The sequence below is a fragment of the Chryseobacterium indologenes genome (genome assembly GCF_018362995.1).
GTDB classification, from domain to species: Bacteria; Bacteroidota; Bacteroidia; order Flavobacteriales; family Weeksellaceae; genus Chryseobacterium; species Chryseobacterium indologenes_G.
On the sequence record NZ_CP074372.1, the window covers coordinates 4,335,187 to 4,351,803 of the forward strand.

12 protein-coding genes, 1 tRNA gene and 1 pseudogene are annotated in these 16,617 nt (G+C 37.2%); 8 read left to right on the forward strand and 6 right to left on the reverse strand.

The genetic code is table 11. From position 1 onward, the window contains the following. Positions 1–5: 5 nt before the first annotated feature. The 5 genes and pseudogenes from DYR29_RS19720 to map all read left to right on the forward strand — a co-directional run bounded on the left by DYR29_RS19720 (position 6) and on the right by map (position 6,346). Complete coding sequence (locus DYR29_RS19720) at positions 6–3,362, forward strand: DUF6443 domain-containing protein (RefSeq protein ID WP_213278186.1); 3,357 nt, start codon at positions 6–8, stop codon at positions 3,360–3,362. Next, positions 3,362–3,802: a hypothetical protein gene (locus tag DYR29_RS19725; RefSeq protein WP_213278187.1), complete on the forward strand. Its 441-nt coding sequence runs from the start codon at positions 3,362–3,364 to the stop codon at positions 3,800–3,802. The genes DYR29_RS19720 and DYR29_RS19725 overlap by 1 nt, the downstream gene beginning before the upstream one ends. A 3-nt stretch (positions 3,803–3,805) precedes the next feature. After that, positions 3,806–4,003 (forward strand): annotated as a pseudogene (locus DYR29_RS23050) (RHS repeat-associated core domain-containing protein); the annotation flags it as partial. Positions 4,004–4,725: 722 nt separating this feature from the next. Further along, on the forward strand, positions 4,726–5,052 hold the full coding sequence (locus DYR29_RS19735; RefSeq protein ID WP_213278189.1) for a hypothetical protein: 327 nt from the start codon (positions 4,726–4,728) through the stop codon (positions 5,050–5,052). A 529-nt stretch (positions 5,053–5,581) separates the two neighbouring features. Continuing rightward, positions 5,582–6,346: a type I methionyl aminopeptidase gene (gene map / locus DYR29_RS19740; protein WP_213278190.1), complete on the forward strand. Its 765-nt coding sequence runs from the start codon at positions 5,582–5,584 to the stop codon at positions 6,344–6,346. Positions 6,347–6,602: 256 nt separating this feature from the next. Here the strand turns inward: map and DYR29_RS19745 are convergent, their stop codons facing one another. After that, complete coding sequence (locus tag DYR29_RS19745) at positions 6,603–7,211, reverse strand: FMN-dependent NADH-azoreductase (protein WP_213278191.1); 609 nt, start codon at positions 7,209–7,211, stop codon at positions 6,603–6,605. A 190-nt stretch (positions 7,212–7,401) separates the two neighbouring features. Here DYR29_RS19745 and DYR29_RS19750 point away from each other — a divergent pair, with 190 nt between their 5' ends. Both DYR29_RS19750 and DYR29_RS19755 read left to right on the forward strand, forming a co-directional pair. Further along, positions 7,402–8,934 carry a M20/M25/M40 family metallo-hydrolase gene (locus DYR29_RS19750; RefSeq protein WP_213278192.1) on the forward strand — a complete coding sequence of 511 codons (1,533 nt, stop codon included), beginning with the start codon at positions 7,402–7,404 and terminating at the stop codon, positions 8,932–8,934. 322 nt (positions 8,935–9,256) lie between these two features. Continuing rightward, the gene (locus DYR29_RS19755) at positions 9,257–9,952 is read left to right on the forward strand and encodes a hypothetical protein (RefSeq protein ID WP_213278193.1); all 696 of its coding nucleotides are present in this window, start codon (positions 9,257–9,259) and stop codon (positions 9,950–9,952) included. Between the two features lie 115 nt (positions 9,953–10,067). Here the strand turns inward: DYR29_RS19755 and DYR29_RS19760 are convergent, their stop codons facing one another. Next, on the reverse strand, positions 10,068–10,859 hold the full coding sequence (locus tag DYR29_RS19760) for a DUF2490 domain-containing protein (protein ID WP_213278194.1): 792 nt from the start codon (positions 10,857–10,859) through the stop codon (positions 10,068–10,070). A 448-nt stretch (positions 10,860–11,307) separates the two neighbouring features. Between DYR29_RS19760 and DYR29_RS19765 the strand changes: the two genes are divergently transcribed. Beyond that, positions 11,308–13,779: a TonB-dependent receptor gene (locus DYR29_RS19765; protein ID WP_213278195.1), complete on the forward strand. Its 2,472-nt coding sequence runs from the start codon at positions 11,308–11,310 to the stop codon at positions 13,777–13,779. Between the two features lie 69 nt (positions 13,780–13,848). Here DYR29_RS19765 and DYR29_RS19770 read toward each other — a convergent pair whose 3' ends face one another. The 4 genes from DYR29_RS19770 to DYR29_RS19785 all read right to left on the reverse strand — a co-directional run bounded on the left by DYR29_RS19770 (position 13,849) and on the right by DYR29_RS19785 (position 16,524). Further along, the gene (locus DYR29_RS19770) at positions 13,849–14,583 is read right to left on the reverse strand and encodes a hypothetical protein (protein ID WP_213278196.1); all 735 of its coding nucleotides are present in this window, start codon (positions 14,581–14,583) and stop codon (positions 13,849–13,851) included. 176 nt (positions 14,584–14,759) lie between these two features. After that, the gene (locus DYR29_RS19775; protein WP_213278197.1) at positions 14,760–15,176 is read right to left on the reverse strand and encodes a hypothetical protein; all 417 of its coding nucleotides are present in this window, start codon (positions 15,174–15,176) and stop codon (positions 14,760–14,762) included. Between the two features lie 189 nt (positions 15,177–15,365). Then, a tRNA-Ser gene (locus DYR29_RS19780) sits at positions 15,366–15,452 on the reverse strand. 55 nt (positions 15,453–15,507) lie between these two features. Continuing rightward, positions 15,508–16,524 carry an asparaginase gene (locus DYR29_RS19785; protein ID WP_213278198.1) on the reverse strand — a complete coding sequence of 339 codons (1,017 nt, stop codon included), beginning with the start codon at positions 16,522–16,524 and terminating at the stop codon, positions 15,508–15,510. Between the last annotated feature and the right edge of the window lie 93 nt (positions 16,525–16,617).

The window sequence follows — 16,617 nt, forward strand, 5'->3', positions numbered from 1 at the left end:
AACTGATGAAAAAACTTATAATACCAATAGGAGCCTTGCTCTTATCTAATATAACCTATGCCCAGCTTTCCACGATTTCAAGCAATGAAAATTATATTCAGACCAAAACATATTTAGATTATAATGGAACAGCTGCTACCAAATCCTTAGAAACGGTACAGTATTTTGACGGATTGGGAAGACCCAAGCAGATTATCAACTTACAAGCTTCACCTTTGGGAAAAGATGTTGTGACCCATATTGAATATGATCCTTTCGGAAGACAGGTTAAAGACTATCTTCCTGTTCCCCAACTTTCCACAAGTAACGGGAACTATTATTCAGGACCTTTGGGTGTTTATCCTAACACCTATGGCAATGAAAAGATCTATTCAGAAAAGGTTTTGGAAAACTCACCTTTAGACAGAATTCTGGAGCAGAAACAAGTGGGAAATGCCTGGGATAACAAACCCGTACAATTTGGATATGACGCCAATGTCGATGGTGAGGTTAAAAAATATACAGCCACTTTTACCTATACCACTTTTACTTCCCAACTCATCCCATCCGGTTCCTATGCAGTAGGACAGCTGTATAAAAATACAGTCACCGATGAAGACGGCAACTCAACCATTGAGTTTAAAAACGGCCAGGGGCAGGTGGTATTGGTCAGAAAAGTAATCAGTGCTACAGAAAGTGCAGATACCTATTATGTTTACAATGATTATAACCAGCTGGCTTTTGTGATTCCTCCTAAAGCTTCCGTAGAAGCAGATCCCAATACCGTACTTAGTGATTTATGTTACCAGTATAAATATGACGGAAGGAACCGTCTGGTAGAAAAGAAACTTCCCGGAAAAGGCTGGGAATATATGGTGTATGACAAACAGGACAGGCTGATCATGACCCAGGATGCTGTCATGGGAGCATTAAAACAGTGGCTTTTTACCAAGTATGACCAATTCGGAAGAGCTGCCTACACCGGAATATACACAAGTACTCAGGTGTATGGTACAGCAGGAAGAGCTGCAGAGCAAATATCAGCAGATGCTAAGGGGAGTAATAATGTAACCAGGTCCTCTACCGTAGGATTTACCAACAGCGGGGTAGGAGTATATTATGATAATGGTTCTGCCAGTTATCCTGGTTCTGTCACTACGCTGTTAACGGTTAATTATTATGATACTTATCCGACAGGCTCCCCTGCGGTAACCAATGTCTTTGCCCAACCTCTTCTTACAGATAATCCTGCTAATGCACAAACCACTAAAGGATTTCTTACAGCTTCTTATGTAAAGAATATAGAAGATGACAATTGGACAAGGAATTTTATCTGGTATGATACCAAAGGAAGAAATATCGGATCAAGAAGTCGTAATTATCTTGGAGGCTATACTGTGATTAATAATAAGCTTGACTATACCGGGGTTATCCTTCAGACCAATACTTACCATAAAAGGCTGGGTTCAGACCCTGAAAAAATCATTGTAGAAAAATTCACCTATGATTCCCAGAACAGGCTTCTGACCCAGACTCATCAGATAGGAAGTAATCCAGTTGAATACATTGCTCAAAACAAATACAATGAACTTTCCCAGCTGGAATCTAAGAAAGTAGGAGGAATAGCTGCGGCCTCCCCATTACAGACCATTGCTTACCAATACAATATCCGTGGTTGGATGACTAAAATCAATGATCCTGCTAATCTGAACGGGAAATTATTTGGCTATGAGATGAAGTATAACAATCCTGTTTATACCAATACTTCATCCGGAAGGTTTAATGGGAATATTGCTGAGATTGATTGGAATATTTCCAGTTCCGAGGGGTTGAAAAGATACAATTACCAGTATGATGCTTTAAACAGGGTGTTGAAAGGAGCTTATTCCCAGCCCAATGCTTCTTTAGCCCAAAATAACTATTTTAATGAAGAGCTGAGCTATGATCTCAATGGGAATATTAAAACCTTAAAGAGATTATCATGGCCTGCTGCCGGAGGAACAACAGCAGAGAAGATTGATGATCTGATCTATAACTATCAGAATGGGGACAAAAGTAATGTACTGGACAAAATCACCCTTCCTGCCGGTGTCATTAACAACCGTTCAGGATATGATGCTTTGCAGGGAACTATGGCTTATAATCCTAACGGGAATATGACCGATCATCCTGACCGTAAAATGAAGATCAGCTATAATTATCTGAATCTTCCCAATAATATTGCGGTTAATGCAGGGATAATAGATAACTCTACAACCAGTTATATCTACAGGGCAGATGGCATGAAAGTATCTAAGGTATACGATCATAACGGACCTATAGAAACCAATTATCTTGACGGCTTCCAGTATGATAACAGACATGCCTATGACACTGCAGCTTCTCTTTATACCATTCCTGTATTGAAATTTGTGCCTACCTCAGAAGGGTATTATGATTTTACTGAAAATAAGTATATTTACAATTATACGGATCATTTAGGAAATGTAAGAGTGAGTTACAGAAGTAATGGCAGTGGTATAGCTGAGGTCATTGATGCCAACAATTATTATCCTTTTGGATTAAAACATCAGGAGGGCCTTATTGTACCAGCTCCTTTTGGAGGGGTTCCATATAATTATAAGTATCAGGGACAAGAGTTACAGGAGACTGGTTTTTACTCGTTTAAATGGAGAAATTATATGCCTGATATTGGACGTTTCTTCAACATTGACCCGCTCGCTGAAAAATATACCCATAATAGTACTTATGCGTTTTCTGAAAATCGAGTTATTGATGCGAGAGAATTAGAAGGGTTAGAAGCTGAGTTAATTAATAAATCTACACGGAATACCCCTGTATCTAATGATATATCTGGATTTAATTTGAATACTCCAGCAAAAGTTGAATTAAGAACAAATGTTACACAAGGCTCTTTTACTAATGAACAAGTTCAACAAAAACTTTCAACCGTAGAAAATAACTTTAAAAAAGAAGGACTCGATCTTACAATTATTCAAGATAGTAATGCTACTTATAACATTGATATGACTTTTCCAGGACGATCTGTAACAATAGTAAATGATAACGGTACTACTATGACGGGAACAGTTCTTGGAGACGCACCACTCGGAAATCCAATTACAGCAACTGTTAATGCAAAGAATGGAGATACAGATACAATTACGCATGAAATTGGTCATACTTTTGGTTTAGAACATATCTGGGAGCCAAATTCAGGAGTTGAAGCTACTCCTGCCAATATTAACAATAGGATGAATTCATATGAAAACCCAATTTCTTCAATGAAAGGATTAGGTGTGGAATTTAATAAAAATCAGATACAGAAGATGGAAGAAACTGTTAAAGCCAACTCATTTAGATTACCAAAAAATAAAAAATAATGAAAATAATATTTTTTTTTATAATTGTTTTACTGACCAACAATAGTTGCTTCGCACAAAATAATATTGATTTTTATTATCAAGATAAAACGAAAGCAACAGAAACAGATAGTACAGCATATAAATCTTATTTGGAAAATATTCCAAAAGAATTTCTTAAAAAAGATGACGAAGTTTTATTATCTTTTAATAATGCTGCTTTTATTGACGATGTTATTACTATAAATGGTAAAAGGTATAATTTTCAAAATTATACCTGTGGATATACACAAATTAGAGTTCTTAAAAGGGATGAAAAGATTAAAATTACATCTAAGAAAAAAGGTGAGATGAATTTTAAGCTAAAAAAAGGAATTGATTACATTATTATTAATGGAGGATTTGATAATAAATGGAGTGTTACATTTTCAGAATATTTTCCTACAATGGAATGCTTATAGAACTACAAGTATAATGGAAAGGAGCTTCAGGAGACTGGAATGTATGACTATGGTGCGAGAATGTACATGCCGGATGCTGTAATCTGGGGACAGTATGATCCACTTGCAGAAGTATCAAGAAGATTTTCACCGTATGCATATGCTTTTAATAATCCTATCAGATTTATTGATCCGGATGGAAGACAAGGAACAGACTGGTTTTGGGACAGTAATAAAAAAACATTTACCTATGATGCTTCAATTACTTCTGCCGAACAATTTAATAGTCTCAAAGATCAAGGTTTAGTCCAAGGAGAATATTTAGGAAAAGAGGGGCAGTTTAATGTAACCTATGGAGACGAAACAATAGGCAAAGTTGCACTTTACAGCGATGGAGATTGGTTAAATATGTCTTCAGGAGATGCAAATAGTTTTGAATATCACGCTTCTGACGGTCCTGAAAGTATGAAAGGTCAGTTTTTTACTAATTTGGAATCCAGCAGAAACTGGGGTGTACAAGTTCTTGATAAGCCTTTTACAGTAGGTATTGGAGGAGAACTTACAGTAGGTGCAGGTGCGGGATTTGAAATAGGCTACTTCAGTGGTAACTATGACAGTTCAATATATATTAATTTGTATAAATCTTATGGATTAAATGTAGGTGCTGGTGTTGCATATAATGAATATACTACTAAAAATGGATATGATCCACTAACTGCAGATAATATGAACGGTAAGTACTGGAATGGAGCAGTGGGAATTGGTCCATTTTCTGGAAATTATGGTGAAACTGCTTTAAATGATAAACAACAAAATGTCTCAATGGGTGGTGCAAGTGTGTCGTCTGGTATTTGGAATTTTTTGAAAAGACCTAAAGTATCATTAGGTGGTAGTGTACAGTTTGGTACAACTTATTCTTCAAAACTTAAAAAATTTGGGAATTAATGATAAAATATAAAAATGTTATAGGTCTGATATTATTCTGTCTTTTTACTTCAGGGTATTTTTTTTATAAAGAATATCAGAAATCTAGACCTGAAAAGATAATACAAAAGAATTTGGATACTAATTTTTTTGGAAAAATTGATAGTTTATATATTGATCATCATAATCATGGTTGGTTAACAATTATTTTGTCAACAAAAAAGACATTACGTTTTAATGGTTCTGATAGGTTTATATATAAAAAAAATGATAGTATAGTGAAGCATAAAGGGGAAGATAGTGTTTACATATATAGAAACGGAGCAGTAAAAGCTTATAAATACTAGAATCCCCCCCCGCTCCCGTACGATTATATCGTGTGGTACCCCACTGGCGCGAGCATCTCGCTCGCCCACAAAGAATAAAACCACTGCTTTTGCAGTGGTTTTTGTTTTAAAAAGTCCTCGTACATCCTTATCAAAATACCATAAACCACTTTATAAATAACCTTCAGCCACCTGGAAAGTACCTCTAGCCACTATATTAAGTATCTTCAGCCCCTTTATAAAGTGGCTGGAGCCCCTTCGGAACAGCCTCGAACTACTTCATTAACGGTCTCCAGACCGTTCTATAAGCCCCTTTACCCACTTATCAAAGTGGCTGGAGACCGTTAATGAACACCCTCTAGCCCCTTATATAACAGGGTATACCCCCTTACCCAAGGGGGTAGAGGGGGTTGGTGAAGGGGGTAGAAGAATATTAAAGTACCTGATAATCTCGTTTTTCAATACACGAACTTTGGGAATTAAAACAAATCGTATCAGAATATTTTAATTTCCTAACTTTGTAGTTCTCAATAACAATCAAAACAAAACTATGTCAATCACCAACGAAGATCAGATGCTCGGAATGCAAAAAGTAAGTGAAGCCGTTGCCTATACCCTGAAAAAGATGATCGAGTATGCTGAACCTGGCATGACCACAAAAGATCTTGATGAGTATGGAGCCCAAATACTAGAAGGTTTCGGGGCAAAATCTGCTCCTTATCTGACGTATGGATTCCCAGGCTGGACATGTATCAGCGTGGATAATGAATTCTGCCATGGTATTCCGACTGATCAAAGGATTTTGAAAGAAGGTGATCTCATCAATATTGACGTTTCTGCTGAACTTGGTGGATATTGGGCCGATAACGGTGGCTCTTTTGTCATTGGAAAAGATATTCATGGACATCAGAAGCTAGTGGAAGCATCTAAAGAGATTTTAAAGAAAGCTATTGACAATATAAAAGGTGGAGTGAAAATCGCAGACATTGGGCATCTAATGGAAACAGAAGCGAAGAAAAGAGGCCTTAAAGTTATTAAAAATCTTGCAGGACATGGAGTAGGGAGAAGTTTACATGAACAGCCCGATGAATTACTGAACTACAAAAACCGTTTTGATTCCAGAAGATTCAAGAAAAACTCTGTGGTGGCTATTGAAACTTTTATTTCCACCGATTCCAATCTTGCAGTAGAATTGAAAGACGGGTGGACAATGGTAGGAAATAAAGGCGGCTATATGGCTCAGCACGAACATACCATTGTAATCACCGATGGAAAACCCATCATTCTCACCGAAATGAACGAAATCCTGAATTAAAGAAACCACGACGGTGCGAAAACAATCATAATCATTTTTAAGGCACAAGAATATTATTGTAATTCCCTGCTGAAAATCTTTGATTTTCTTGCGCCTTAAATATACATTAGAATAAAATCCTTTAGCGCCTTTGCGTTAAAAACAAAATACTATAAAGCTCCAAAGCTTCATCCAATCAACTTGTTGATTCCTTCTTCGCTCCCCTTATATTCAGGATCAAGAATAGAAAACTTTGCGTTTACAATAAAATCTGCTTTCAAAATACTTCATTCGTAGAATTAAAATCTTTCAAAATACTTTCATAATCCGCTTTAAAACCATTCTCCATAGTCCCTTCAATGCGATAGGTTTCCACATCAGTAATTCCCGAATAATTTCTGAAAACATCTTTGATATAAGCAGAAACATAATCCGGAGCACCTTCTGCACTCCTGCCTCCGGAAGAAACTGCTAGGTATACTTTTTTACCTTTAAATTGTCCTACGCGGTTCCATTGTTCATCAAAAACATAAGTAACTCCTGCCCGTATCAGCTGATCCAGCCATGCTTTCAAAGGAGTGGAAATTCCGAGATTAAACATAGGAGTTCCGATGACAATAATGTCGGATTCATGCACTTCATTCACAATTGTATTGGCATAGGAAAGAAGCTTTTTGCTTTGTTCATCATACAATTCCGGATGTTTATAAAACTCATGGATTGACATTTCATCCGCATGAGGCGGTTGGTCTTTCACCAGATCGCGTACCGTAATTTGACCGATGATATTTTGTTGTGAAATTTTTTCAACGATCGCTGAGCTGAGTCCTTTACTATAAGACAGATCTCCTCTTGCGCTGGAAATAATGTGCAGAATATTTTTCATATTTTATTTTTGTTCTTATAACGATCTGGTGTTCATAATGGGGACAGATGTGTGCGCTTTTTATCAGTCTAAAATTTGAGAAAGCACTATTCAAGAGATTTTGCGATTGAAAAAGCCGGTTTTAAATTGTTAAACAATAAATACTTTGCTATATTTATAGGATCAAACCACCTAACAAAACTTATCTGCTATGAAAAAAGCTCTTTTAATCCTTCTGGGAATCATTGTCATTCTGGCTGCTGTAGTATTGATTAAAACTTATACCTATCCGTTTAAGAAAAATAATACCGGAGCAGGCGAAGGATGGAAACCGATAAAAAATGATTCTGCAGTCATGAGGCTGTCGGGAGGAATAAAGGTTCCAACCGTTTCTACAGGAAGTTTAGGTGAATTCAATTATGCACCCTTTGATCAGTTCAAAACTTATTTAAAAACTTCTTATCCCTTAGTATATCAGAATACAGAAAACGTTGAAGTGAATCAGTATGGGTTGGTGTTCAGGCTTAAAGGAAGCAATCCTGCCCTGGAGCCCATTTTATTTCTTTCCCATATGGATGTTGTTCCACCGGGAGATGCTGATATCAAAAATAATGAAGAAAATATATTCCGTCTGGATGATAAACCGGCAGAACCTGTTGCAAAAGTAGCGGAAGACTGGGATTTTGCCCCTTTTTCAGGAGCTGTAGCGAATGGAAGGATCTATGGAAGAGGAGCAATAGACATGAAAGGAATGCTGTTTTCCTTAATGGAATCCATGAATTCTATGATTAAAAATAAACAGATTCCACAACGTGATATTTATCTGGCGTTTGGTTTTGATGAAGAAGTTGGCGGGCAAAAAGGTGCTATTCAGATTGCAGATTATTTTAAGAAAAAAGGATTGAAGTTCGATGCCGTGTATGACGAAGGCGGATTGATTATGAGAAAAGGAAATGTGGCAGGGATAGATACAGATGTTGCTGTTGTAGGATGTGCTGAAAAAGGATTTCTTTCTGCAAAAATTAAAGTGAAAGGACTCGGCGGGCATTCTTCTATGCCTCCAATGGAAAGCGCTATAGGAAAAGCGGCTGTTATTATGCAGCGTCTGGAAGATCATCAGATGAAACCTGTGATCACCCCGTTAATCAAAGAGTTTTTTAATAATATCGGAGGTGAAATGCCTTTTACAACAAGAATGGCGCTTGCCAATCAATGGCTTTTAAAACCTGTTTTGATTTCACAACTTACTAAAAATAATACAACCAACGCATTGGTAAGAACAACGACAGCACTGACAATGATGAAAGGCAGTGATGGGACCAATGTACTTTCCCCTGAAGTTGAATTTGTTGTTAATTTCAGATTACTTCCCGGAAATTCAGTGAAGGATGTAAGGGATCACATAGCTAAAGCAACTGAAGGTTTCGATGTTGAAGTAGAAGAAATTGACAATACAAGAGAAGCTTCTGCAATTTCCCCAACCAATACGAAAGCTTTTAAAATCATAGAAGCCGGAGTCAAGGAAATTCATCCGGGAGCAATTGTTACCCCATATCTTACTATGGCAGGAACAGATGCCGGAAAATATGAAATTGTGAGTAAAAATGTGTACAGATTCATGCCAATCAAGATCAACAGCGCAGAACAGCAGAGCATACACAGTACCAATGAATATCTCAGTATAGAAAACTACCTGAAAATGATTCACTACTTTGAGTATGTGATGAAGAATTATGATAAGTAGTTCGGGGTACGGGATCTAGGGATAATGCATACTATTAAACGCAGAGTTCGCGAAGTTTTCTATACTATCTTATTATTTTTTCGATCGCAAAGGCGTTTCACTCAGCAATAGGTTGAAATCTTAGCTTAATGAAATGCCTTTGCGAGCCCAATAAGCTTTATCTATTCATAAACCTTGCGATCCTTAGCGTTAAAATCATATTCATTATTGACTTTGCGACGCAAAATTGATTCCTGACCAAAAAAATCTTTTACGAAAAATATATTACGTCAAGTTTTGTCGCATTACGGATATAGCTTTGTCATATCAAAATTACAGAGCTATGGAATTGCCATTTTACTTAAACTTTAACGACTTTGAAAGTAATTATTACGACAACCTTGAAAAATGGTTTGAAGAATATCATAATACCAGCGAAACAGACTATCTGAATGCCCTTGCTGAACTTTACAGTCCATATGTCTATTATAACTTTACAGATGACATGCTAAAGCCGGATGCATCCATTGAAGTGAAAGACTGCTTTTTTCCTTATCATGAAAAAATTGGGATCTCATTCTGTATTGATTGTGAAAACGGAACTTCTCCATCCAATGGAATGAACCAGGTTTTTGAATTTAAAAATATTTCCATGATGGAGTATGCCCAGCATATTCTGGATAAGATCAATAAGTTTTGTTCAAAAAATCCAAATGCTTTGGATGGTACCAAAAATATTCAGGATTATCTTAATCACTATGCTATTATTACCTCTATGGAAGGAGTAGGATATTGTATCAGCTACAACCGCCATCAGAAAGCCATTCCTTTTTTGAAAGCCTATCTTCCCTACTATGGCCAGACGGTGAGTATGGCGTTATACAGAGACTTTCTTTTCTCTGTGGTGCAGATTGCCGAATTCATAGATCAGAAACTGAAGACAGTACATGCGTTTAAACAAACTATCTATGCCCGTTCAAAAGCTGAAGCCAAATTCAATGTGCAGTTGAGCCGCCAGTTTCTGACGTTATGCAACTAATATTTTACACCAACATTCATACTTAATTATATTGCAGTGAAACTTATGTTTCAACAAAAATCCCGGTCAGCGACGACTGGGATTTTGTTGTGGTGTTATAGAATTATTCTTTTTATTACCTCTTTCTGTAAGGAATATTCCAGATCAGGTCCGCCGCCAGATAATGAACGCCTCCATGATGAATACTTCTGCTGTCTCTGATCAGATCATCCATATATCCTACATCTACTGTAAAAGGAGAATTTGGGATTGTAAACATATAGTAAGCTGCAATCCGCATTTCACGATACCCGAAAGAACCCCACTGCGGGTCAGGTTCATTGAGATGGCTGATGGAGAACAGCGCTTCTGCACTCAATGCCAGCTTTTGATTGTTTTTAGGAGATAAATTATAGGTTAATTGACTCTTGATACGTGTTCTGAATTGAAAATCTTCTTCTACCTGATGAAAATCTGCATCAAAAAACTTTCTGAATTCCTGCCGCACTGTATTTTTTAGTTTCCATTTCTTTCCAAGGTCAAAAGTGTAGGCATATCTTCCGTAAATTCTGAATTCCTGTTCCGTATTTTCTTTATCATAAGGAGCTGTGCTTTCGTACTGAGGCTGCCGGCGGTAACTGATGGCGTAGCTGTACTGCTGATGGGGAGCAAAAGAATGATACACTTCGTGATTTAAGACAATAATAGCCTGTTTTGAAAATAAATTATGATCATCCGGACTGCTTTTTCTCCCGATGGCAATATAGCTCAGCGCCTGTTTCTTTCCCAATGAATCCAGCTGTCGTTTGACTCCAAAGGCTCCCCAGAAAGCATTATTGGTATCTCCCAAACCGGGTGGGCTGATCTGTGCTTGTAAGGTTGAACCGATAAAGCCCAATAAAAATAATCCTGCAAAAAACTTCTTCATGCTCAATAATGTGGATAACTGTTTTAGGGTTAATTTTAAATGACTGCGAAACCAGAAGTTGGACAAAAATACCATTGATACGCAGAGAGAATACTTTAAGATGTCAAAATTAGAGGCTTTGTTCATAGAATGTTTATTCAAAAACTTTTAATACTGTTTAAAAACATGACAAAATAAAGAGATGATTTAGGATAGATTTAGGAATAGAGTTTTCTGAATCAAAATAACGATTGTGGATAAAATGTTAATAACTTGTGGAAAAGTGGATAACTAATGATTAATCAGTTTACAGTTGACATATGCAATTGTTTTACTATTTCTATTTTCAGAAAGAATATAATATTTGTTAAAATTTATTTAGAATAATTCAAATTAATATTGTGAGAGAATTTGCTATTCCGTTATTTTGCACCTTTATTTATAATTATTTTAAATAAGGCTGAAAAAAATGATACAATCAAATGAATGTATGCTCTCATCAGGGCATATGGATCATTCCGGAGCTATTCCTCAGAATGATATACCTACCCATCACAACATACAATGGTCTAAACAACTGCTCATCCTTTTCTTTTCGTTTCTGAGCTTTGCAACTCTATATGCACAGGACTTGCATGGAGGAATAACCGGAAAAGTGAGTATGGTAGACGGGCAGCCTCTGAGAGCAATATCAGTCTCATTACTTGAAACAGATAGACAAACCCTGACAGATGATGAAGGGAATTATCATTTTGAAAATCTTAATGCAGGTTCTTATACCCTAAAATTACAAATTCTGGGAAGTAAGGAAATCCGTCTTCCTGTTGAGGTTAAAACAGGAGAAGATACAAAACTGGACTATCAGCTTACCAAAGAAAATATTCAGGCGATACAGGAGGTGGTTATCATGAAAAACACCAACAGGTTTTCCAAGAAAGAAAGCGGGTTTGTAGCAAGATTACCCTTAAAAAACTTAGAAAATCCACAAGTATACAATACGGTGACAAAAGAACTTTTTCAGGAACAGGTTGCTGTAGATCTGGGAAGTATTTCTAAAAATGTACCGGGAGCAGGAGTGCCCATGATTGCCAATCAGGGGAGAGTGACATTCCGTTCAAGAGGATTCGAAACAGAGCCTAATGCAAGAAATGGAGTGGCAGGAGCAGCATTCTCAGTGATTGATCCAGTAAACCTTGAACGTATAGAAGCTATTAAAGGACCGTCAGCTACATTATTCGGGAAAAGTGTAGCCAGCAGCTACGGTGGAGTCTACAACAGAGTGACGAAAAAGCCCTATAATAATTTTGGCGGTGAAGTAGGCTATGTGGGCGGAAGCTGGAGCTATAACAGGTTAACAGTAGATGTGAATACTCCTGTTAATAAAGATAGAACCGCTCTTTTCCGTCTTAATGCAGCGGGAACTTTTGAAAAGAGTTTTCAGGACCTCGGGTTTACCAATTCCTTAGCGATTGCACCTAGTTTCTCTTACCAGATCAACGATCGTATGTCGCTTCTTCTTGATGTGGAATTTAATCAGGCAAAAGGAACATCTGTTGTTCGTTTCAATCCTTATACAGGAAGTAACAAAACTCAGTCTATTGCAGATATGAAATTTCCGTATTATAAAAAATTCTTAGGAGATGATCTGGCGTATGATACGCAGATGATGAATATCTTTGCCCAGCTGAACTATAAAGTTTCAGAAAACTGGACTTCCCAGACCATATTATCACGTGCAAGATCAACAATCAAAGGATATATTTCCGCGATTAACGGAAAAACAGACTCTACAGCAAGTGCTCAGGTAATGGTGGGAACAACTTCATTTATTGCTACCAATATTCAGCAGAATTTCATCGGAGATTTCCATATAGGGCGTTTCAGAAACAGAATGGTGGTAGGATTGGATTATTATAACAATTCCAATCATTTCGACCGTTACCATACCAATACCAAAGTATTCAACTTTGTTCATCCCTCAGCGGATTTCAGAGTGAATCAGAATATCATTGATGCCCTTACGGCAACTTCTGCTTTCAGAAAAGAAAACAATAGCGATAATACCTATGCGGCGTATGTATCGGATGTATTCAATATCACAGACCGGCTTATGGTAATGGCTAGTTTGAGGGTAGACAGGTTTCAGTTTAAAGGAGTTTATGATATCACCACAGGGGAAATTAAAGGAGGTTTAAGCAATAGCGGAACCCAGTCAGGTCCCTATGGACAGACCGCTTTTTCACCTAAGATGGGAATCGTATATGAAATATTGAAAAATAAGGTTTCATTGTTTGGAAATTATATGAATGGTTTCAATAACGTAAGCGGTGTTGATATCAATGGAAATACATTCAGACCGGAATATGCCAATCAGTTGGAATTTGGGGTGAAGGCAGATATTTTCAATCACAGACTGGTAGGAACCTTAAGTTATTATAACATTCGTGTAGATAATATTTTACGAACCAACCCTGATGATGTCAACTATTCAATACAGGACGGAACACAGCTAAGCAAAGGAATAGAAGCTGAAATTACCGCCAATCCGTTTGATGGATTCAATATTGTGGCGGGATATGCTTATAACGACAGCAAATATACCAATGCCAATCCTTCTGTTGACGGTTTAAGACCTGCATTATCAGGCCCAGCCAATATGTACAATTTCTGGATCAGCTACCGGATCTCTGAAGGAAAATTAAAAGGCCTTGGAATAGGTGGAGGAGGAAATATGGGTTCCTCTTCTTATCAAACCAATACACAAACAGCGAAAGTTATAATCCCATCTTATAAAATGTTTGATCTTGGGATTTTCTACGATCAGCCGAAATATAGAGTTGGATTGAAATTCGATAATATAACCAATGAAAAAGCATGGTCTGTACGTCTGACGCCACAGGCTCCGGCACGTTTTCTTGGAAGTGTTTCCTTAAAGTTTTAAATAATTATTATAATTGAAAAAATCCCGGACTGATGTTCGGGATTTTTATTTTTTATGATTAAGATAAGATCAGTTGATCCAAAGGCAGTAATTATTCCGGTAACGTATTTTTCCATAGGAATTTCCCTGAAAAGTTCCGGGAGTATTTTCATTCCAGTCTTGTCGGATTACATACAGCCCCGCAAGAGTTGGTTTAAATACAGCTTGGTGGTTTTCATCAATAGAAATGTTTTTCTCCCAGTTTTCGGGGTTAAATATCCTGATGGCGGTTCCTTTTTCAACAGGTTTCATGTTTCTGTACGGAGAAATAGTATAAATGCCATTCTTTTCGTTAAGAATAATATCCATGAACTGAGCTGGTGACATCATCTCTGAAGGTTTCCCGACATGATAAGCACTACACATAAAATCAATTGGTCTTACATTTTCAGCAGGATTTTTAGAACGAAGAAGAACAGGCAGTTGATCGTTCATTCCTAGAATCCGGTAAGTTCCCTCCTGATCTGGGATGAAAGTTCCTTCCCAATAGTCCCCTTTCATTTGTAATTCAAACTTTGATTTTTCCCCTTTGGCATTCAGGATAAAGAATTGGAAGTTTTTGATTTCATGAAATTCCGGTCCGGTGGTTCGGTGGCGCTCGCTAAGATCATCAATAAAACCATAAAAAAACTGAACTTTTACAGGATCTTTTAATTTTCCCGATCCATGAATTTCCATCCAGTAGGCACTGGCTTTCGCCAATTGCGGAAATAGAAAAAACGTTGAAAATAATAGCAATGAGAATACTGTCCTGAATGTATACATATTGAAAAGTCCTGTTTGAATAAGCGAATTTAGTGAAAAAGGGAATAAATAAAATTTTAGATTCAATAGTTTTCTCGTCATGCAGCATTTGAAAAATGTTTTAAGAAGAATAGTAAATTGCCACAGTACACAAAATACTGTGGCAATCTGGTTTTATGGACTGGTTTATTTATATTTTAATTTTGCCCTGTTTTGCACATGGCATCCCATGTCGTCCAAAAGTGAGCATTGATAGCGCCGATAGGAGGATTGGTGCTGTCAGCAACAATACCTACCATTGATGCACAGTTAGAATTACAGCCTATTTCATTATAGCTTCCCTTCTGAGGAGGAATCTGGCGCCATGTACCGGTAGATCCGCTTAGTAATTCAACTTTGATCTCAAAGATCCCTGAAAGATTGGGAGTCTGAATTTGTTTGGTCGGATTTTCACTGGAAATCGTATCCATCCAGTTTCCCTGTGAGAATGTTACGCGCCATGTAGATATCATTCTGGCGGTGTCGTTTTGAGGTGAAAGGTATACCCAAAACTGTGCTCCGTTTCCAAGTACGAGTTGACCTGAAGAATTTGCATTTACACTTGTTGATGTCATATTGATTTGGATTTTAGTTGATTAGATTGTAAGTCAAAGTAACGAAGAACCGAAATGATATTGTATAGTATAAATTACCAATTATGATTTTGAGTATAAATACTTATGGAGTAAAGAATTGAATATGAATCGAGAGTTTTAAGCAAAAAATAAGCCTGTGCTAATGAAGCACAGGCTTTAATTTTTTTGCAGAGAGGAAGGGATTCGAACCCTCGATACAGTTACCCGTATACTACCTTTCCAGGGTAGCTCCTTCAACCACTCGGACACCTCTCTTTTTGAGATTGCAAAAATAGTGTAATTTCTTTAATATCCAAATTATTCTTACAAATTAATCCGTAATTTCTCCACAAAGACTTCTGGTGAAATTATCAGCAAAGCTTCCGGAGTAGCTTGGATTATCAATAAGGTGCATTGCTTTGGTAATAGCGGTTTCCGCAGTCATGTCCCTTCCGCTGATCGCTCCGATTCTGGAGAAAATATTACTGTTTTCATACTTTCCGAATGAGATACCTCCTGATATACACTGGCTTACCACTACGATTTCGGTTCCGTTATTTCTGATTTCCTGAAGTGTTTCCTGGGTTTTTGCACTGCTGAAAATGGTTCCGGAACCAAAAACCTGAAGAATAAGCACCTTCATTTTAGGAATTTCCCTGAAATGACTTAAGTGCATTCCCGGAAAAATTCTCCAGAATAAAATATCTTCGGAAATATGTTCATCTACATGGAATTCTACTTCAGGATCACAACGGAACAGATTGTCTTTAAGAATATTCAAATGAACTCCAGACTGCCCCAGAATAGGGTAATTTGGGCTTGCATACGCATCAAAATACTCGGCAGAATATTTCAACGTTCTGTTTCCTCTTAATAATTTGTATTCAAAATAGATGGCAACTTCCTGGATTACTGCTTCATCATTCTCATAAAGGCTGGCATAATAAAGGCTGGTCAGAAGATTTTCCTTGGCATCTGTCCTCAGGTCACCAATCGGAAGCTGAGAACCTGTCATGATAACGGGTTTTCTTAATCCTTTTAACATGAAGCTTAATGCTGACGCCGTATAGGACATAGTGTCGGTTCCGTGAAGAATCAAAAATCCGTCATAGTCATTATAGTTTTTAAGAATATAATTAGCGATAATCCTCCATTCTTCAGGTCCCATATCCGATGAATCCAGTGGTTTGGCGAAAGGATGAACAAAGACTTCGCATTCCATAAGCCTCATTTCAGGCATCTTTTCAAATATATTACCAAAATCAAAGGCACGGAGACTTCCGGTTTCATAATCTTTTTCCATCCCGATGGTTCCACCGGTATAGATGAGCAGGACTTTTCGCTTCATGTACTATTTTTAATTAAGAATTGGAGCCCGATTAGGGTTCATAGGTCAAAATTACGTTAATTTGCAAAGATTTGAAAATGAATGAAACGCTTA